The sequence below is a fragment of the Streptomyces sp. NPDC058086 genome, from assembly GCF_042885015.1.
Lineage (GTDB): Bacteria > Actinomycetota > Actinomycetes > Streptomycetales > Streptomycetaceae > Streptomyces.
The window spans coordinates 1-18071 of sequence record NZ_JBHVST010000152.1 but is presented as its reverse complement, the minus strand read 5'-3'; the positions used below and the strand labels follow the sequence as shown (position 1 = coordinate 18071).

At 67.7% G+C, this 18071-nt stretch carries 17 protein-coding genes and 6 pseudogenes; 7 read left to right on the top strand and 16 right to left on the bottom strand.

Annotated features, from left to right (window positions below; all coding sequences use genetic code 11):
• Positions 1-244: 244 nt before the first annotated feature.
• Positions 245-1627, bottom strand: a complete 1383-nt coding sequence (locus tag ACFVWD_RS52870) for a beta-propeller fold lactonase family protein (protein ID WP_389605887.1) — start codon at positions 1625-1627, stop codon at positions 245-247.
• 653 nt (positions 1628-2280) lie between these two features.
• Between ACFVWD_RS52870 and ACFVWD_RS52865 the strand changes: the two genes are divergently transcribed.
• Positions 2281-2511, top strand: a complete 231-nt coding sequence (locus tag ACFVWD_RS52865; RefSeq protein ID WP_389605886.1) for a LexA family protein — start codon at positions 2281-2283, stop codon at positions 2509-2511.
• Positions 2508-2720: a hypothetical protein gene (locus tag ACFVWD_RS52860; RefSeq protein ID WP_389605885.1), complete on the top strand. Its 213-nt coding sequence runs from the start codon at positions 2508-2510 to the stop codon at positions 2718-2720. Before ACFVWD_RS52865 ends, ACFVWD_RS52860 begins: the two co-directional genes overlap by 4 nt.
• 584 nt (positions 2721-3304) lie before the next feature.
• Here the strand turns inward: ACFVWD_RS52860 and ACFVWD_RS52855 are convergent.
• Entirely contained in the window at positions 3305-3505 is a 201-nt protein-coding gene (locus ACFVWD_RS52855) for a hypothetical protein (RefSeq protein ID WP_382359681.1), read from the bottom strand.
• 1004 nt (positions 3506-4509) lie between these two features.
• Positions 4510-5034: a DUF2231 domain-containing protein gene (locus ACFVWD_RS52850; RefSeq protein ID WP_266633855.1), complete on the bottom strand. Its 525-nt coding sequence runs from the start codon at positions 5032-5034 to the stop codon at positions 4510-4512.
• Between the two features lie 173 nt (positions 5035-5207).
• On the opposite strand from ACFVWD_RS52850, the pseudogene ACFVWD_RS52845 reads away from it, so the two are divergent.
• Positions 5208-5426, top strand: a pseudogene (locus ACFVWD_RS52845) (hypothetical protein); the annotation flags it as partial.
• Between the two features lie 212 nt (positions 5427-5638).
• Here ACFVWD_RS52845 and ACFVWD_RS52840 read toward each other — a convergent pair.
• A complete protein-coding gene (locus ACFVWD_RS52840; protein WP_389605884.1) occupies positions 5639-6436 on the bottom strand; it encodes a hypothetical protein in 798 nt (265 codons plus the stop codon).
• A gap of 223 nt (positions 6437-6659) precedes the next feature.
• Between ACFVWD_RS52840 and ACFVWD_RS52835 the strand changes: the two genes are divergently transcribed.
• The gene (locus tag ACFVWD_RS52835; protein WP_389605882.1) at positions 6660-6884 is read left to right on the top strand and encodes a hypothetical protein; all 225 of its coding nucleotides are present in this window, start codon (positions 6660-6662) and stop codon (positions 6882-6884) included.
• A gap of 13 nt (positions 6885-6897) precedes the next feature.
• Here ACFVWD_RS52835 and ACFVWD_RS52830 read toward each other — a convergent pair.
• Positions 6898-7470, bottom strand: a pseudogene (locus tag ACFVWD_RS52830) (RNA-guided endonuclease TnpB family protein); the annotation flags it as partial.
• A gap of 44 nt (positions 7471-7514) precedes the next feature.
• Positions 7515-7742, bottom strand: a pseudogene (locus ACFVWD_RS52825) (helix-turn-helix domain-containing protein); the annotation flags it as partial.
• Positions 7743-7885: 143 nt separating this feature from the next.
• Between ACFVWD_RS52825 and ACFVWD_RS52820 the strand changes: the two are divergent.
• Both ACFVWD_RS52820 and ACFVWD_RS52815 read left to right on the top strand, forming a co-directional pair.
• Positions 7886-8374 carry a hypothetical protein gene (locus ACFVWD_RS52820; RefSeq protein WP_389605881.1) on the top strand — a complete coding sequence of 163 codons (489 nt, stop codon included), beginning with the start codon at positions 7886-7888 and terminating at the stop codon, positions 8372-8374.
• A 117-nt stretch (positions 8375-8491) separates the two neighbouring features.
• Positions 8492-8752 (top strand): acyltransferase, encoded by a 261-nt coding sequence (locus ACFVWD_RS52815; protein WP_389605880.1) that lies wholly within the window; start codon positions 8492-8494, stop codon positions 8750-8752.
• Between the two features lie 7 nt (positions 8753-8759).
• Here the strand turns inward: ACFVWD_RS52815 and ACFVWD_RS52810 are convergent, their stop codons facing one another.
• The 7 genes and pseudogenes from ACFVWD_RS52810 to ACFVWD_RS52780 all read right to left on the bottom strand — a co-directional run bounded on the left by ACFVWD_RS52810 (position 8760) and on the right by ACFVWD_RS52780 (position 15429).
• Positions 8760-10058, bottom strand: a complete 1299-nt coding sequence (locus tag ACFVWD_RS52810; protein ID WP_389605878.1) for a serine/threonine-protein kinase — start codon at positions 10056-10058, stop codon at positions 8760-8762.
• 447 nt (positions 10059-10505) lie between these two features.
• Positions 10506-11420, bottom strand: a complete 915-nt coding sequence (locus ACFVWD_RS52805) for an alpha/beta hydrolase (RefSeq protein WP_389605877.1) — start codon at positions 11418-11420, stop codon at positions 10506-10508.
• A pseudogene (locus ACFVWD_RS52800) lies at positions 11420-12110 on the bottom strand (IS701 family transposase); the annotation flags it as partial. The gene ACFVWD_RS52805 and the pseudogene ACFVWD_RS52800, both read right to left, overlap by 1 nt.
• Positions 12111-12249: 139 nt before the next feature.
• Entirely contained in the window at positions 12250-12750 is a 501-nt protein-coding gene (locus ACFVWD_RS52795) for a GNAT family N-acetyltransferase (protein ID WP_389605875.1), read from the bottom strand.
• A 99-nt stretch (positions 12751-12849) separates the two neighbouring features.
• Positions 12850-13587 carry a hypothetical protein gene (locus tag ACFVWD_RS52790; RefSeq protein ID WP_389605873.1) on the bottom strand — a complete coding sequence of 246 codons (738 nt, stop codon included), beginning with the start codon at positions 13585-13587 and terminating at the stop codon, positions 12850-12852.
• A gap of 254 nt (positions 13588-13841) precedes the next feature.
• Positions 13842-14920: pseudogene (locus ACFVWD_RS52785) on the bottom strand (IS701 family transposase).
• An 86-nt stretch (positions 14921-15006) separates the two neighbouring features.
• Positions 15007-15429: an ester cyclase gene (locus ACFVWD_RS52780; RefSeq protein ID WP_389605872.1), complete on the bottom strand. Its 423-nt coding sequence runs from the start codon at positions 15427-15429 to the stop codon at positions 15007-15009.
• A 106-nt stretch (positions 15430-15535) separates the two neighbouring features.
• Here ACFVWD_RS52780 and ACFVWD_RS52775 point away from each other — a divergent pair, with 106 nt between their 5' ends.
• Entirely contained in the window at positions 15536-16150 is a 615-nt protein-coding gene (locus ACFVWD_RS52775; protein ID WP_389605871.1) for a TetR/AcrR family transcriptional regulator, read from the top strand.
• 106 nt (positions 16151-16256) lie between these two features.
• Here ACFVWD_RS52775 and ACFVWD_RS52770 read toward each other — a convergent pair whose 3' ends face one another.
• The 3 genes and pseudogenes from ACFVWD_RS52770 to ACFVWD_RS52760 all read right to left on the bottom strand — a co-directional run.
• Positions 16257-17150 (bottom strand): helix-turn-helix domain-containing protein, encoded by an 894-nt coding sequence (locus ACFVWD_RS52770; RefSeq protein ID WP_389605869.1) that lies wholly within the window; start codon positions 17148-17150, stop codon positions 16257-16259.
• A 34-nt stretch (positions 17151-17184) separates the two neighbouring features.
• Positions 17185-17421 carry a peptidoglycan-binding protein gene (locus ACFVWD_RS52765; RefSeq protein WP_389605868.1) on the bottom strand — a complete coding sequence of 79 codons (237 nt, stop codon included), beginning with the start codon at positions 17419-17421 and terminating at the stop codon, positions 17185-17187.
• 298 nt (positions 17422-17719) lie between these two features.
• Positions 17720-17876 (bottom strand): annotated as a pseudogene (locus tag ACFVWD_RS52760) (DUF6584 family protein); the annotation flags it as partial.
• Between the last annotated feature and the right edge of the window lie 195 nt (positions 17877-18071).

Below are 18071 nucleotides of genomic sequence, written 5' to 3'. Positions count from 1 at the left end.
TACAACGAAAAGGGCCCTGGGACGATCTCCCAGGGCTCTTAACCTGTGTGCACTCGGCAGGATTCGAACCTGCAACCTTCTGATCCGTAGCTCTATAGAGATGGGTCAACGAGGGTCGTAGAGGCTGCCGTTCGGTTCCTCGAGGTGGCTGTCGGCCATGGTCGGTTGCTGGGGTTGCTGTACTTCGCTGCTGTACAGCAACACGTCCGAGTCGTTGCCGTCGTGCCGGGCGGGTGTGGTGTTGTCACCACCACCAGCCGTGGGCGTGATTGGGGTGGTACCAAGGATCCGGGTCGATGACGGTGGGGTCGGTGGCGGTGTGGGTGGTGGTGTCGCCGCCTCCGGTGACGGTGGCGGTGTTGGTGACCGTGCCGGTGGCGGTGCGGGCGACGCGGACCCTCAGGGTGATGGGCGGATAGCTGCTCCCGACGGCCAGCGCGTTGCTGCGGGTGCAGGTGAGAGTCGACTGGGTACAGCGCCAGCCGTTGCCGGTGATGGCGGCAGCGGTGAGTCCTGCCGGGAGGGTGTCGTGAACGGTGACCGTGGTGCCGTCGGTCGGGGCAGACCCGTTGTTGCCGACGGCGATGGTGTAGACGCCCACCCTGCCTGGGGTGAAGTTCCCGGTGTGGGTCTTGGTGATGGTCAAGGAGGGCCCTGGCCTCGGTGCGATCGCGACAGCGATTGGCTCGGTACCGACGGGGACGGTGGTAGCGACGGTGTTCGTGGTCGTGTTGATTACGGCGGCTCGGTTGTCCAGGAAGTTGGCCACGTAGGCGTGCAGGCCGTCCGGGGTGATCGCGATGCCGAATGGGTCGTTTCCGACAACGAAGGTGGTGGAGACGGTGTTGGTGCTGGTATTGATCACGGACGCTCTGCCTGAACCCCCGGTCACATAGGCGTGTAGGCCGTCCGGAGTGATCGCGACAGCAACCGGTCCGGTTGCGACAGTGACGGTAGCGCTGACAGTGTTCGTGGTGGTGTCGATCACCGACACTGTGCCACTGCTCGAATTGTCGACGTAAGCGTGCAGGCCGTCCGGGGTGATCGCCACACCCCGCGGATCGGTCCCGACAGTGACGGTAGCCGTGACCGTGTTCGTGGTCGTGTCGATCACCGACACCGTGCCACTCAGGCCGTTGGTGACGTAGGCGTGCAGGCCGTCCGGGGCGATCGCGACGCCGAACGGGGCTGCACCGACGGGGACGGTAGCGGTGACGGTGTTCGTGGTTGTGTCGATCACATCCGCCACGGCTACGTTTTGGTTGGTGACGTAGGCGTGCAGGCCGTCCGGGGTGATCGCCACACCCCGCGGGCCGTCATTGACCGGGATGGTAGCGGTGACGGTGTTCGTGGTCGTATCGATGACCGACACCGTGTCATCCCCGAAGTTGGTCACGTACGCATGCTTGCCATCGGGAGTGATCGCCACACCGGCCGGCTGGGTGCCAACTGGAACGGTAGTGGTGACTGTGTTCGTGGTCGTGTCGATCACCGACACAGTGCTGCTTCCGAAGTTGGCGACGTAGGTCACGAACGCCTGGGGCGCGGCGGCGACGGCCGGGGACGACGCGACGGCTGGCAAGACCATTCCCGCCAACACGGCAAGTCCCGCCATACAGACCCGCACCCGCACCCACTCCCGTGGCCGCGACCGAAGCCCGCTCTTCTCGGGTCGCGGACTGCGGAACAGTCCAGTCTGTCTTCTCACGCGCCTGATCACCGGCACCTCCGCCTCGCGCACTCGCGCGGCTTTGCCTCAGTCGCTCCGATAGCGCCGAAAGCAAACCGCTGTCACTTCCTGTGACCGTGCGTCAGCTTATGCACTGATAGGTGATTTGATTCGACCTGACACGATTCACTATTGCTTGCACCGGGTATCGCTCACGGATCGAAGGCGCATGTTCTACGTGCACATTGCCCTGCAAGTTCCCCCCAACAGCCCAACGACCAGGGGTGATGCCATCCGGCCTGGCTTGCGAGGTGAGCGGCTGGTTCTCCCGATACGGCAATGTGCACCGGTGTTGCCGTCAAAGACTGCCGTCACGTCACGGGGCTCGGAGCTGCGGTTTCGTCCACGAGCCCATGTCCGCCGGCCGTGCGGAGCGCTAAGCGATCCAGCCAGAGACCCCGGGAGCCGCCGTTCACCGCCGCCCCTCGGACTCTTTGAGGTGGCCCTGCCCTCGTCAGTCACCGGCCGTGTGCTGAACAGGTCGACATGCCGGTGCCGCCGAACAAACCGGTGCGGTCACCTTGCCGCAGAATTCAAACACGCGATCCAATTTGGATACGAACCACAGGGTCGACTACCTCACCAGCATCCAGGAACAGCACATCCTGCGCTGCATCCGCGAGTCGATCGCGGAACGAGGTGAATCCCCGACCGTGCAGGAGATCGGCGAGCATGTGGGCATGCGCAGCCGCGCCTCCGTGCACTACCACCTGGGACGGATCGAAGCGCTCGGGTACATCGCCCGCGAACCTCACAGGCCGCGCGGGATCAGGCTCACATGACCAGCACCGCCCCTGACCGGGAGCGCTTCCACCTCACGGTGTCCTCCACTGGCCGCCCGGTCATGCACGGCTGGTGGGAGAACGACGCAGTCGCGCGAGGCAAGTTCGTGTCCTGGGTGGGTGAGTACGGCACCATCCCCGACGCACGCCTCACACTGGTCGACGAGGCCGAGGCTCGCACGCTGGCCGTCTGGCCGGACACGGAGTAGCGCCGTCAGCCCTCCGACGCCGGGGGTCGTACGGCCCTCTTCACAGCCCACTCGACCTCCTGCCGCGACATGCTCACGCCCTCACGCGCCGCGTATTCCGTCACCACCGCCTGCGCGGCCTGATAGACCAGTGGCGGTCGCGGATGTGGCTGGACACCTGGGGCTAGCAGGGCAGACGTAGCAAGGGGGCGCGGCAATCTGCCGCGCCCCCTTTAGTCGTTGTTGGCCGTTGGCGGTTGTCGCTGGTCGCCCCCGCACGGCCCGAGGACGGCCCAGCTCTGGACCCGGGAGATTTACAGACCGCGCGATCACTCCGCGCTGAGCTGACCGTTCCCGCAGTGCGCCGCTCCGTGCCCCACACGTGCCCCACGATGCACCCGGAAGCGTCGCCCTCGCGTTCGGGCGGAACCTTGTTGCTGCGTGGACTCCCTCGACTTGCCACGCGCCAACCGGCCTCAGACCGAGGCCGGGATCGGATGGCGTCCAGGGCGTGTCCGACGGGTCGGCACAGTCCCTGCGACTCTCCCGGCTACGCTCGCGCGGGAGCGCCCCGCAGCGCGTGGCCGCGGGGCGCCTTGTGGGGTTTAGTCGACCCCCCGGCCGTCGTATGTACCGCCCACGCAGTCGAAGCCCTCTTGCTTTCCGCCGCCCTCCCTGCACTGATCAGGGGTGACCCACCGACCAGGGCTGGGTGTGGCGGCGGTGGCGGTGGCGGCGCCTGTGAGGCCGAGTCCGGCGAGGGCCGCCGTGGCGATGACGGCGGCGAGGATTCGTCGAATGCGCATTTGGTTCCCCTTTCACGGATTGCCTCGATTGCGGCACTAGCCATCTTGATCTTCACCCATACGGGTGGCACATCATGTTGCGCCATTCGGGTGACATGACTGTCGGGAGCGGGGCCACTGACCCGGCCCGCCCAAGGCGCAGGGGTGCCCGCCCTCGCTCCCAGGTACCAAGCGACCATCGAGCGGCGGCGCGCCCGAACTGCTGAGCCGCCGCCTGTATGCCACGCCGGCTTCGTCCAGCTCCCGGCAACTGGCGACTGCGACTCCTGCAGCTAGGCGACAGATTTACAGTCCCCTCAAGATCAGGCTCTCAAATCCCGCTTGACCAGGCCCTTTATGGGACGCATGAGCGGGGCACTCGATCCCTGTCCACATCTCGTCCTAATCTTGAAAATTCGTGCGCCCGCGGACGTGGCCGTGATCGCCCCTGGGAGCGCATGGTCTGTCCGCCGGAGACTCGTGAACCGCCGCCTTGTAAGGGCGGACGTGGTCGACGGCGGAGTTCCCCAGGTCGCTTCGGCTGTAGCCGCTGCCCAGGTGCACGGCGTATCTCGACTGTGGTGAGCCGTCGTTGACCGTGGTTGACCGCACGATGTGGCACGGCTGTGGCACGAGGACGGTTTCGTCCCGAAGCAACCTGGGCGGGGGCGCCGCCTTGGGTTGGTGTGCCTCTCGCCTGCACTGATCGCCTGCGGTCGCCTGCAGTTGTTCGTCGGCGTTGTCACGCAGTTAGACACTCACCCGATACGGCTTCCGGTGGGCGGGATCAGCGCACGTCAGCTCAGTTCTCCGGGCTTCGGCATAACCCTTCCAGTCTCGCACGCTCGCCGGGTGAACGTCCGGCACGCGGCCGTACAGCCGCCCTCCCGGCCGTAGCGGCGCCGACGCTGGCCAGGGCTGCGTCATCAGTCACAGCGCCTCGTGCAGCCACCCGCCTCACATGCGGGTGCCGCCCGGCCGGAGGGTTTCCGGGCGGGCCGCGCTGGGTCGGCCAGTTTCGTCGGTCAGTCTCCGTCGCTCGACTTCGTGGCGGTCTTGGAGTACGCGTCGTGCCAGGCGGCCTTCGCGCCCGAGTCGCCGATCCGGTACACGTCGACGACCGCGCCCGCGGCCACCACCACGGACAGGACGGCCGCGGCGACGTGGAGGACCGACCCCGACCGCGCTCCCGACCGAGCCCCGGAAAGCTCCCGCGACTGCGGCGCGCCCGTACGGCGGGAGATCCACCACACGCCGGCCGCCAGCACGAACAGGCCCAGCGCCCAGGGCAGCATTCCGTCGCCCAGTTCGGCGTGCCGCCGCACCAGCGGGTCGCTGTCCACGTGTCGCTCCAGCCACTCCCCGGCCTGGGTGGCCAGCGGCACGGTCGCCAGCGTGACCAGGGCGAGCAGCGGCAGTGCCAGTCCGAGCCGCCGGGCGGCCTGCGGCCACAGCGCGCATATCACGAGCGTCAGCGCGCTGAGCGGGACCAGGACAACGACGGCATGGACCAGCAGCACGTGCGCGGGCAGGCCGTTGATCAAACTCATCAGGCGCTCCTCCAGGGGCGACCGTGGGGGGACGCGAACCCGGATCGGGTCTTCGGGGGAGCCCTCTCGTGCGTCCGCGTGTTCGGGCGCGCCAGCCTGGCACAGGAACCTCTCAGGTTCCTCTGAGCGCCATCCCGCCAGCTCCGGCCCATCCCGTCCCGGCCAGCTCGGGCGTCGTCCCACGTCGGCGGGTGGTAGAGCGGACGTTCGCCTGGCTGGGACGGTGCCGACGCCTGTCCAAGGACTACGAATACCTCCGCGTCAACTCGGCTACCTCGCCATGGCCATGCTGCTCCCACGGAGACTCGCAAAAGTGCCCCGCTGACAGGCTTTTCAGACGTCCACTGAGAGGTCGTTTTCTCCCGATGTTTCATCCTGGAATCGGTGTTTGATTCCGAGGTGTCGGGTCGCGCCTGGAGACGGTCGCGTCGCCGGTGAGGCGGCGGGCCATGAGGTCGGGCATTGACAAAGTGGATCACGGCTTCGGAGCGGCTTCCACGATGGCAGCACGGTGGTGACGACGGCGTCGGCGGTTTGACCGTCGGGGTCCTCCGCCGTCACCTAGGGCTCCCCTTCCGCAGCCCATGGAGACTGTGGCTGTGGGTTACCGCTGGCTGGTGGCGATGTAGGTGCCGTGCCAGGTGTGGTACCAGACCTGGCCGGTGGAGGCATTGACCGACAGCATGCCGGTGATCTTTCCGTCCCGCATGGTGTGCAGGGTGTAGTAGCCGGGGTAGGGCTCCGGTTCGCCAACGGTCAGTGTGTTGCTGTGGCCGCGGAGCCACTGCTGGGCGATGCGCCGGGCCTGTGTGGCCGAGATCCGGGCCTGGCTTCGGCTGCCGTAGTGCATGCCGTAGTCGGTATTCCACATCATCGCGGGCCCGTACTCGATCTGTACGGCGCCGTCGGTGGGGTTGACCAGGGCCTCAGTGGCCGGGTGGCCGTCGGTGGTCCGCAGTTCGGCGTAGAAGTTGCGGGAGAAGTGCATGATCTCGCCGACCCGGAGGCCGAGCCGGTCGGCGAACTCCTTCGCCCGCTGGCGGGCCTGGTCGAGGGTCTGCACCCGGGTGCCGTTGCCTGGCAGCCACCAGTTGCCCATCATGCCGTTGCCCATCATGCCGGGCCCCCACGAGCCCCCGTCGCCGCCCATCATGCTGGAACCCGAATTTCCGTTCCACATGTCCGGTCCCCACCCGCTGGTCGGGCCGGCCGGAGAGGGAGCGCCGTCGGGAACGGTCGGTGCGCCGCTGCCCGGCGCGATGGGGCTGGCCGAGACGGCGGGCGTATGACTGGCGGGCCCACCGATGGAGGTGCTGCCGTTCCCGCCGCACCCGCCGATGGCCACGGCGCCAGCCAGGGCCAGGGCCGCCACAGAGGCAGCACGCGTATGTCTACGGATCATGGTCCTCACCTCTGCGGTCGGGTTCCTGCCGACGACCGCCGGACCGGGGCCGCCGGCTTGTCTGCTTTCCAGCCTTCCGCGGGCAGGTGGCCGGCGCCGTGGGCCGTTCGGCCCACACCCGCCGACGACCGGCCCACGAGCTCCAGCACCACGCATCGGATGCCGCGACCGAGAGCGACCACCGCGGTAAATGCTGGATTCGTGTGTTTACAAGACTGAACACATGCATACTTCCTCGTTCTCCTTACCGCCCCAGGCGCCCGGCCGTCCCACGCACCGCCTCGCCTGGCTGGACAACCTTCGCATCGCCCTGACCGTCCTGGTCGTGCTGCACCACGCCGCGCAGGCGTGCGGTCCCGCCGACTGGTGGTACGTCGAGGGCCAGCCGCGCGCCAGCCGCGCTGTCCGCGTTCGACGGAGCGTTCTTCTTGACTTCTCCCCTTCCTGAAGGAGGGGGATTCTTACGGCTCGCGCCGTGAGGGTTTCTGCTTCGTTGCCGACTGTCTGTCCGGAGTACTCCGTTGAGGTCTTGCACCAGCTCCACAGACTGTCACCGCCAGTCCGGCAGCCAGAAGGTTGTGCGTCGCGTTCACGTCGCGGTCGTGGGTCGTGCCGCAGGCGGAGCACAGCCTGGAGGAGGGGAACCACCGGTCCACGGCGATCACTTCGCGGCCGTACCACTGGGCTTTGTTCTCCAGCATGCTCCGGAACTCGCTCCACGCCGCGTCACTGATTGCGCGGGCCAATTTCCGGTTCTTGACCATGTTGCGCACGGTCAGGTCCTCGATCACGATCGTTTGGTTTTCACGGACGAGCCGAGTGGTGATCTTGTGCAGCGTGTCGCGGCGCCGGTCAGCGATCCGCGCATGGACCTTTGCGACCTTCAGCCGGGCCCTGGCCCGGTTCGCCGAGCCCTTCTCCTTCTTCGCAAGACGACGCTGCTCCTTGGCCAGAGCGGCACGGTCACGGCGCTCGTACCGGGGTTTGGCGATCTTCTCACCGGGCGAGAGGAAACCAGGGTCCACTCGGACGGCCCGGACTCATCGAAGGCCCACAGTTCCCCGACGGGCTCCCACCGCAGTCGCCCCGGCGGCACGGTCTTGACCAGGGAGATGATTCGGGATCGTTCCTCTTCGGTGATCCGCTGCTTGCGGCCCTGCCCGCCCAGATCCTCCAGCCCTTGCAGGCCCAAGCGGTTGAAGCGGTGCAGCCGGCAGCGAACCGTTTTCTGGCTGCAGTCCAGCTCCACAGCGATTGTCGGCACCCGCAGCCCCGACCAGCTCAGCTCGATCATCCGAGCCCGCATCACAGCATCCCGCGACGCCTTCCGCGCCCGAGACAACCGGCGAACGACTGCCCGTTCGTCCTCGTCACACCCCGGCCGTGCCCGTAAAACCATCCTCCAGCACCCGCCCCCGAGCACCGTCAACTACCCCGCCACCAGGACGTATGCCCAGCGAAAGAGGAATCCAGCACTACGTCCACTACCGCGGCTATCCGCCCATCTCCTTCCCCCGCTACTTCACCGACGTCTACCTGGGCCTGGGCGTCAAGCCCGCCGACTGGACCGGCCCGTCCTGGCCGGACCTGCAGTTCGCGCACCTGTGGTTCATTCAGAACCTTCTCGCCTACAGCGTGTTGTACGTGCTGTGCCGCCAAGGGGCCCGTCTCTTCTGGCGTCGACCTGGCCGTATGCGCCGTGGACGCCCGGTCCCGGGCCACCGGACCCTTCTCTGGCTCACCGCTGCGATCGCCGCCGCCACCTTCGTCGTCCGCCTGCGCTATCCGCTGGGCACCTGGGTCCCGTTTCTGGACTTTCTAACCAGGTCGAGCCCGCCCGACTCCCGCAGTACGCCGCCTCCTTCACCCTGGGTGTGCCGGCCCATCGGCACGGCTGGCTCGAACGATTCGACGCCCGCACCGGCTGGGTGTGGCTGACCGGCGGGCTGGTCGGAGTGACAGTCCTGTTCGCCGTCGGTGTCGACGCGCCCTGCTTCGGGCCGGGCGGACTCAACGCTCCCTCCGCGCTGTGGGCGGCGTACGAGAGCGTTCTGTGTGTCCCTGGGGGTCGGTCTGCTCACGCTGTTCCGCCAGGCCGTCACCGGCGGCGGACGTGTCTCACGTGAGTTGGCTTCCGATGCCTACGCCGTCTGCATCGTCCATCTCCCGCTCGTTGTGACGGTGCAGTACTACCTCGCGGGGCGCGGCCTGTCCGCGGCAACCGCGTGGGCCACGGTGTCCGCCGGCGTCGTACCGCTCGCCTTCCTGCTTGCTGCCGGGCTGCGTCGGTTGCCGGGTTTTCGGCGAGTGCTGTGACGCGGGTTCAGCCCTTGTCGCCCTTGCTGTGCCCGTTCTTTCCCTTCCGGGTGTCCTGGTGCCCATCCGAGCCGTCGTCTCCGTTGTTGCCGGGCTCCTCACCACCGGTCGAGGGAGTGCTCAGGGTCGAGGACGTGGCCGGGGCGGGGCTCGTGGTGCGAGACGGATCTGTCGGTGGTGTCTCTGCCGAGCTGTGGTCGGGGGAGAACCACGCCATACCGACCAGCAGCGCCGCGAGGAAGACCACCAGTGCGGCGACGGCGCTCACCGTCTTCGACCGGTGTACGACGAAGGCGCGGAGTCCCCTTCGCTGCCGACGCGGCGTCCGGTGGGCCCCAGCGGTGCTGCCAACGGCGGACGGGAAGGCGTACGTGGTCGCGGAGCCGGGGGCCGCGCCGGCCGTGTTCGCTCCGGGCCCTGCGACCGCCCCCAAGGCGGTCGAACGTGGCACCTCCGGCTCGGTGAGCGGCGCGGCTGCCGGGAGGGGCGCGGGGTGTCCCCGCCAGGCACCTGCGGCGAACCATTCGGCCGTCTGACGTGCCGAGGGGCGGTCTTCGGGCCGCTTGGCGAGGAGACCGAGCAGGTAGTTCTCGAAGGCGGGCGGCAGACCGACGCCGAGCTCCCGCGGTGATCTGGGGGGCGTGTCGAGGTGGTGGTGGAGGATCGCGACGGCGCTGTCGGCGTGGAACGGCGGTCGCCCGGTGAGGAGTTGGTAGAGCAGGCAGCCGAGCGAGTACACGTCGGACGCCGGTCCCGCGGGCTTGCCGAGGGCGCGCTCGGGGGCGAGGTACAGGCTGGTCCCGACGATCTGACCGGTCGCGGTGAGTGCGGCACCCGGGTCGTCCACGAAGCGCGCTATGCCGAAGTCGCCGATCTTCACGGACCCGTCGGCGTCGAGAAGAAGGTTGCCGGGCTTGATGTCCCGATGCACGATGCCCTGTTCGTGTGCGACGGCGAGCCCTGCGGCCGCCTGGGCGGCGATGAGGGCCACCTCCTCGGCCGGCAGCGATCCCGCTTGGGAGAGCACGCGGGCGAGGCTGTCGCCCTCGATCAGCTCCATCACCAGGAACAGACGACCCTCCTGCTCGCCGAAGTCGAGGACGCCGACCACATGGGGGTGGCTGAGCCGGCCTGCGGTCTGGGCCTCCAGGCGGAAGCGAGAGGAGGCGGTGGGGTCGGAGTTCTGGGCGAGCAGGAGCTTGACTGCCACTGGTCTGCCGAGTATCTCGTCGTACGCCCGCCGAACCTCTCCCATCGCGCCCCGTCCGATGGTGGTTTGCAGCCGGTACCGGCCCGCTATCAGCACCTGTTACTTCATCCTCACGCAGTGAGACGACTCGACCGCTGCAGGCCATGTCCCTGCGAAGGGACGGATGATGGTGGGGGTGCCGCAGCGGCCCCAGCCTACTGGCAGGCCGACCGCGACATGATCTTCTTCGGGGTGTTCGTCCTTGCCACCGCACTTCCGATCCGTCGTGCACTGTGCAGTACCGCCCAATCGAGACACCTTTGACGGGGGAGAACTTCACCCGAACCTTCTCGGACGCTCCGTTGCGCCCGCAGGGCAGGGCGAACCGGCTTGGAATCGTGGGTGGAGACCTTGCTGGGATGCCGATGACGCCTGCGTCACCGGCCGGCTCTCGTTCGGCGGACATCGGAACGTCTGACGGTCGACACGGCGAAGCCCCGGGCGGTCCGCCGACGATCAGGGGAAGGCTCCGGGGCTGTCCGGTTGTCACCGGGCGCTATGCCGTCAATGGGCTGCACGCGGTTGGCAGGTCGACGGGGCCGGTTGCCCCTGCAGCCGGTCGCGCAGCCACGCCACCACGTCCTTGTAGGAGGCGCTCAGTACGCTCTCGTGGTTGGCGTCGGCGTAGATGCGGTACTCCACGACGTCGCCGAGGTCGCAGAGTTCCTTGTTGAGCGCGGTCGTGACCTCGAAGGGAACCGTCTGGTCCCGTTCGCCCTGCAGAAGCAGGATCGGCCCGGCGGATCGGCCCTTGGCCGGTTCGAGGCTGTCGATGAACCGGCGCAGCGTCGCGTTGCTGGCCCAGTTGGGATTCCCGATGCGCTGCAACTGCACGTTGTTCAGGTAGATGTCGAGTTCGTAGGCGGGGAGCTTCTTCGCCAGAGGGATCTGCGCGGCGAGTTCCGGTGCCAGGACGTTCGTGTACTGGATGCGCGGTGAGTACAGGTGCGCTCCCACCGCGATGTACGAACCCAGCACGGCCAGCCCCACGTTGACCGGCGGCCGGGCGGCGCCCATCAGGTCCATGACCGCTGCGAAGTGGCTGGGCGGCGCGAGTGCCACGGTGCCCAGGAAGCGCAGCCCCGGTGCCCACCGGGCCGCGTCCTCGCCGACCCTCAAGACCGGCGTCCCTCCCTGCGAGTGGCCCACGGCGAACCACTGTCGCCCGAGCTGTGTCGACGCCTGTCGCGCTGCCACAACAGCGTCGATCACGGACCGGCTCTCGAGATCTGTCTGGGGGAAGTTCTCCACCGTGTCAGGGAAGCCCAGCCCCGGGTAGTCCGTGCCGACGACCGCGTAGCCGTCCTGCACGAGGTGCTCGATCATGTCCGTCTCGGCGTACTGGTCGGAGGAGGGGTACAGGTTCGCGTGCCGGGAAGGGGCGCAGACCGGCCCCACGACAGCTTCTGCCAGGCTCACCTGGGCACCTTCACGGCCAAGGCATCCGCGCGGAACTTCCCGGCACCGGTGGCTACTTCATGGGAGCAGGCGACTACGAGCACGTAGCCGACTCCACGCTGTTCCAACACGGCCCGCAGCTTCGGGTTACCGCCGTAGACCTCGTCCCCCGCGACCCAGCCGACGCGGCGCCCGGCGCCCAGGAACCGGCCGATCATGCGGGCGGCCAGCTCCGGCTTGGTCGCGAAGGCGACGTCCTGACCCAGTCCCGCTGCCCGGCAGCGGTCCGGGTCGCACGTCCACGAGCGCGGAATGTACAGCTCACGGTCCACCGCCGCATGCCCGCGGCGGCCTGTGTAGACGAGGTAGACCGCGACATGGGCGATTTCGAACCTCCCGGCGGTGCCGGTGTACTGGCGCAGGACACCGACGGTGTGCGTGCCCTTCTTCGCGACCCCGGTCTCGTCGACCACCAGCACCGCATCCTCGTCGCCCAGGTGCTCCAGCACATACTCACGCACGTCATCACGCGCCCGGTCGGCATCCCACCGGGCCCGGCCGAGCAGGTGCTGCATGCCGTCCGGACTCGCCTCCCCGCCCCGCTCGGCGATCGCAGTTCTTGCGCGGCAGGTCCGACAGCAGCCCCATCACCAGGTCCCGTACCCGACGCCGGGGTTCAACCCGCACGAACCGGCCCGCTATCCGGGACATCAGGACCTCGAACGCCTCCTGCCAGCGGGCAGGGTCTACGCTGTGACCTGTGGCCGCCGCAAGATCGTTAGTCTTCACACACCGATGATCCGCGGTGGCCGCAGCCTTCCCGCAGCCAGTCCACCAGCAAGATCACGCTCTACGGCTGGACTGCTAGGTCACGCTGATACCAGGTGCCTGGCTCACCGCCGAGGTCGGCCGGGTCGGCCGGGCCAACCGGGACGAACCCGGCCTTGGTCAGCACCTTCTGGGACGCGACGTTCTCGCGGGAGGTGGCCGCCCGCAGTGTGCGCAGCCCGTGCCGCGCCGCCGCCAGCCGGCACAGCTCCCGGACGGTCGCGGTCGCCACGCCGCAGCCGGCGACGTGCTGCGCAACCCGGTAGCCGAGTCTGGCAGTGCCGTCCTCCAAGTCGTACAGGTTGAACCTGCCGAGTACCGAGCCGTCCTCGGCGACGAGCACGTAGAAGGCGCAGATGCCGGCCTCCTGCTCGGCCAGCGAGGCGCTGTGCCGGTCGGTGAACTGGTCGAAGAAGTCGTCGCCGCGGTCGGAGACCGAGGCAGCGAAGTAGGCGCGGTTCGCCAGCTCGAAGGCCAGGACCGCCGGGGCATGGCCAGCATGCAGCCGTTTCAACTCGGGCACCGCCCGACTCTACCCAGATGGTGCGCTGAGGCCACCTGAGTTTCCGCCAGCGGCAGACAGCCCCAAGGCCAGGGCACATAACGATCTACGGCTGGAGTACTAGGAGGGGTGGGCGTGACTGGCGTGGGATCGGATGAGGTCCGGGTCGGAGGGCGGCTGAACGGCGGGCTTCTGTGATTTGATCACGCCTGGATCGATATGGATGACGTGGGCGTATCCGTTCGCGTCGAATTTCTGGTACGCGCGTCGGTAGTGCGCGTTGTTGTGGGCGTCGACGGTCGAATCCGCGTCGCCTTTCACCTCTTGCGCCACGAGACCCGTGTGCAGCTTGTCCGAGTAGTCCGAGTTGAAGATGACCACCACGTCGCCGGGCCGAGCCTTGGCGGGATCGTCGCCGACATCCGCGCCGAGATCGTAGTCCATGATGAAGTCGTAGAGGTTTCGGTAGCCGAAGACGTCCGAGATCAGCAGGAGATCGTATTCCTTGCCATTCGGTGCCTTGTAGTGGTAGTAGGAGTCCTGAGGATCATCCGGTTTCAGTCCGGGGACGAGGCCGCCCGCGGCAAGGGCACGAGCGACGAACTCGGCGCACTCGAAATAGGGCTGTGCCTGGCCGTCCTTCGCCCGGGGGGTGCTGTCGTCCCATGTGGTCCAGTTCCAGTGGGCGTCCGCGTACTGGACGGCCGCCTCGCGCCATTTGTCGGAAGCCCGGGCGGTTTTCAGTGTTTTCTGGTTCCCGACTGGAACCGCTTGCACGGGGTCGGCGCTCATTCCCAGAAGTGCAACTCCCAGGGTGACGGCGGGAAAAGCGCGAAGGGATTTCCCCAGGAAGGACATGGCGGTCACCTCTCGGCAGTTCCAGGTATCGCGCGCGGTCGTACACTCGTTCGGGTGACATGCTGCCGCGCCTCACGACGATCTTGTCCGCGGAGCAACCTTTTACTACGGGCCGGATCGAAAACTCACTCGGTAGGCCGAAGGAAATCCCCTCCGCGTACTGTCTCCGTGTCGACGAGGAGACCACCCGGACGGACCCCACGACCACACCCAGCTCGACATCTGGGTCCTGGACGACAAGGGCAGCGCCGCCGTCACGCCCGGACAGCCGGGCTGACGACGGCGCTCAGCTGTTCAGCGCTCAGCCCGCACTCACAGGCAGACGCCAAATACCGCCGGTACATCGACGCCAGCAAGCGATTGGAGTCACAGACCTGGTGCTCGTCGAGTGCGGCCAGGCCCTTGCCCGACTGGAAGAACTCCTCGACCCTCCACCGTGATCCAGCGACCCGCACCAGCTCGGCCAGCGGTTCGGGTGCGGGCGAGTAGCAGCGGTAGTAGGCGAGTTCGCCGGTGCTGCGGTTGCGGCGGATCAGCAGCCGACGACTCCCGGGTCGGGGGTCGGGGAGGTCGATGACTGCCCAGTGGTAGAACCGGTGGCCCTTGGCCCCGGCCCCTGCGGAGAGCTTCTGCCAGGCGCGCTTGGGCACCTTCTTGGCCAGGATGTCCGCACGGAACTTCCCTGCACCGGTAGTGACTTCGTGCGAGCAGGCCACCGCGAGGACGTAGCCGGTGCCGCGTTCCTCCAGTGCGGTTCGCAGCTTCGGATTGCCGCCGTAGACCTCGTCACCGGCAACCCAGGCAGCCTGATGGCCGGCGTTCAGGAACCGGGCGACCATACGAGCGGCCAGTTCCGGCTTGGTGGCGAAGGTGGTTTTCTCGGCAAGGCCCGCAGCGCGGCAGCGGTCGGGGTCGGAGGTCCAGGAGCGCGGCACGTAGTGTTCCCGGTCCCGGCGTGGCCGCGCTGACCTGCGTAAATCAGGTAGGCGGCGACTTGGGAGTTTTCGATCCGGCCGGCGGTGCCGGTGTATTGGCGCTGGACGCCGACCGCGCCGGTGCCCTTCTTCACATCGCCGGTCTCGTCGACGACCAGCACCGCCTGGTCGTCGTGCAGGTGCTCCACCACGTAGGCGCGTACGTCGTCGCGGACCTGATCGGCATCCCACTTGGCCCTGCCCAGCAAGTGCTGCATGCCGTCCGGCGTCGTGTCGCCGGCCCACTCGGCGATGGTCCAGCAGTTCTTGCGCGGCAGGTCGGACAGCAGTCCAAGCACCAACTTTCTCATCCGGTGCCGGGGTTCGACCCGGGCGAACCGCCCCGCAACCCGGCCCATGAGGTTGTCGAACGCCTCCTGCCATCGGGCGAGGTTCCCATGGGGTGCGACGGCCATCATCTGACCCCCAGACGTATGAGGGTCCTTCACAGGCCCAACTGGTCGCGCATGGCGTCGGCGTCGCGCAGGGCCCAGTGCTCGACGATTCGGCCGTTGCGGACGCGGACCATGTCCATGCTGAGGACCTCGTAGCGTCGGCCGGTGTCCGTGTGGGTGCCCCGGCTGGTGTACCGGTTGACGGAGGTGTCGCCGCAGACGACGTTCTGCTCGATCGTCACCGAGACGTCGTGGAACGCGCTGCCCGCGCTCATCCGCTCCCACTTCTGCCGCCAGGCATCACGTCCTCGGTGATCGCCTTGGGTGCCTCCCCGGTGGTCGACGACCTCGGGGTCGATCAGTTCCAGGGCCTCATCGAGCCGGCCTTCCAGGATCCGCCCGTCGCTCTCGACGACGCGCCGGTGAATCTCTCCAGGCCCCGGGTGTGCGGTGTCCTCTGCTCCCTGCGGCATACGGCATCTCCTCTGGTGGGGGCACATGAGGCAGCAAGTGGGGAGCTCCCCGGTTGCCGCGTTCGGCTACCGTAACCGGGGATGTCCCCGGTTAACAAGGAGGGTCATGCCACCGCAGAGCGCCGGACCTGATCCGCATTCGGCACCCCAGCGTCGTCGTCGCGCGGACGCTCAGCGCAACTACGACCTGCTCGTGGCCGCGGCCAGGGACGTCTTCCACGACCACGGCGTCGACGCCCCGCTCGACGACATCGCCCGCCGGGCCGGCGTCGGCAACGCCACGATGTATCGGCACTTCCCGACGCGCCGCGAACTGATCATCGCCGTCTACTCCGAGGAAGTGGCCGAGCTCTGCGCCCGGAGCCAGTCCCTGCTGGCCGAGGATCCTGCCGGCGATGCCCTCTTCGGCTGGCTTCAGGATTTCATCGCACACGTGGCAGCCAAGCGGGAACTGGCGCTGTCGATCACCGATGACCGCACAGGTCAGCGCTCCGCGCTGTTCGACCGCTGGCACCACTCGATGCACCCAGCCGCGTCCGCACTGCTCACCCGGGCACAAAGCGCCGGTACCGTCCGCGCCGACCTCAACGCATCGGAACTACTCGCCCTGGCCAACGGGATCGCCCTGACCGCCACCGACGCCACTCAAGCAGAGCGACTCGTCCTCCTGGTCAGGCAGGGCACGGACACTCCCTCGGCGCCGGTCGACAGCATCCGCTGAAAGCGGCAAGCGCGACGCCGACTCCCGCCGCGTCCTCGAATGCACACGCTCTGGACCGCTGCTGCGAGCCACTCAAGCATGAAGATCACGATCTACGGCTGGAGTACTAGGAACCCGCATTGAAGCACTCCCGGCCGGGTCGGCCGGCCGAGGGGTAGTAGCAGCACCGCAGTCCCGTGGCGTGCGCAGAGGCGATCATGGTGGTGGTGACCATCTCTCCGGCCGTTGGCAGGGCAGTTGGAGCGGTGGCTGCCTGAGCATGCCCTTCAGGGCTGGTGATTTCGATACGGAAACCGCGGTGTGTGGGCCAGCTGCGTATCCACCCGGCCTGACAGCTTGGGCTGAGTCGGATTTCCAGCCGGGTGCCGTCGGCCGCCGTGCGCGAACCCACCGTTACGGGATCTTCGCATGAGGTGGTCAGCGGATCGCGGCCCTCGCAGGAGCGTAGTCGGCAGATGGGTGGGCGCGCGGCGGTCGCCGGGCCGGTTTCATAGGAGGTGTGGATGATCGCGGCGGGTGCGAGCATCGCCGTACACAGGAAAAGTACTCCCGCCGTGGTGGCCCGGGGCCGTGCGGTGATCAGTGCGGAAGCAGCGAGCAGCGCTCGATGTACGAAGCTGCGGGTGGCTTTGGGCTCCCTGTCGTCGGCGTCACCGTCACGGTGAGCGGTGGTCTGGTCCGGCTCGGGTTCGGCCGGGGATGCGGTGTGCCCGCGCCGGTTCCATGCCGCGTCCGCACGTTCCCACCGAGACAGTACGGCTTCCTCGTTCACCTGCGCCGCCCGGCACAGCGCCTGCACGGCTTGCCGGGGAGGGAACTGTTTGGCGTTGAGATAGCGCTCCCAGGACGACTTGCTGATGGCGGTCGTCTGTCCCAGCTCCGTCAGAGTCAGACGGCTGCGGTCCTTGAGCTGACGCAGGTCGTTGACCAGATCCCGGTACGCGGCGGGCAAGGTCTGCGGCAACGTCCGCCAGTGGGATCTCCCGGGTAAGTGCTTCATCGCTCGGGCTTTCCTTTCTCGCCGCGGTAGACGGTCACTCCACGTGGCGCAGCAAGGACCATGTCTGCTCCCCGACGATTCCGTCCGGGGAGACGTGGTCCTGTTGCTGCAGCGTCTTCACCTGTGCTTCCGTCCGCTTTCCGAAGTAGCCGTCCACGTCGCCCGGCGTCAGGTGATGGCGGCGCAGGAGGCATTGGGCTTCCGCCACTTCGGGACCCCTACTGTTCAACGCGACGAGGTCGGAGTTGGTGGTGCTGTTGCCGGCGAGCATCAGATCTCCGCTGGCAGCGCGCCGCTCTCTGGTCGTGCACCTTCCGTCCAGCGAACTCTCATCCCTGCGGTCGCTCTGCACAAAGCGCCGGGCTGCCATCGCCCGAGCTCGGAAGACCCTAGGCATGGACAAATCGGGTCGACCCGACCCAGTGGGGTGATGGCGTCCGGGAAGCAACTTTCTGCAGGGGAGCCTACGCAACGTGAGCTGACCGCGGCCCCGGCAGTCAGCGAGCCCGGTGTATCTGCTGCCTCAGCCCAGTACGTGCGTGGATTCGAGGTGCGCTACGAGGCGTTCTGTCTCTGCCCAGTCGGTACACCTCGGCCAGGCGGCGGCGAAGCATCAGGTCGTTCGGAAAGGACACACACCAGCCCGCGCAGGCGCTGGCGCGTGACGGGGACCCGGCCGGCGGCCAGGTCTGCTGCGGCTCGGGCAAGAGTGTCTCTCGGCGGCATAAGCGCATGATCGGGTACCGCGGTGACCGACGTCGAACTGGTTTCTCGCTCAGCACTCGCTCGCCTCCTGGTCAACGTTCAGTGCGAGCGGCTGAACTCCTCTCGGCAACGGGTGAAACGAGGGCCACGGACGGCGGATGAAAAGTGAGCCACTCTGCGATCTCTTGATCATCCTGACTTCACTGGTTCTGAAGT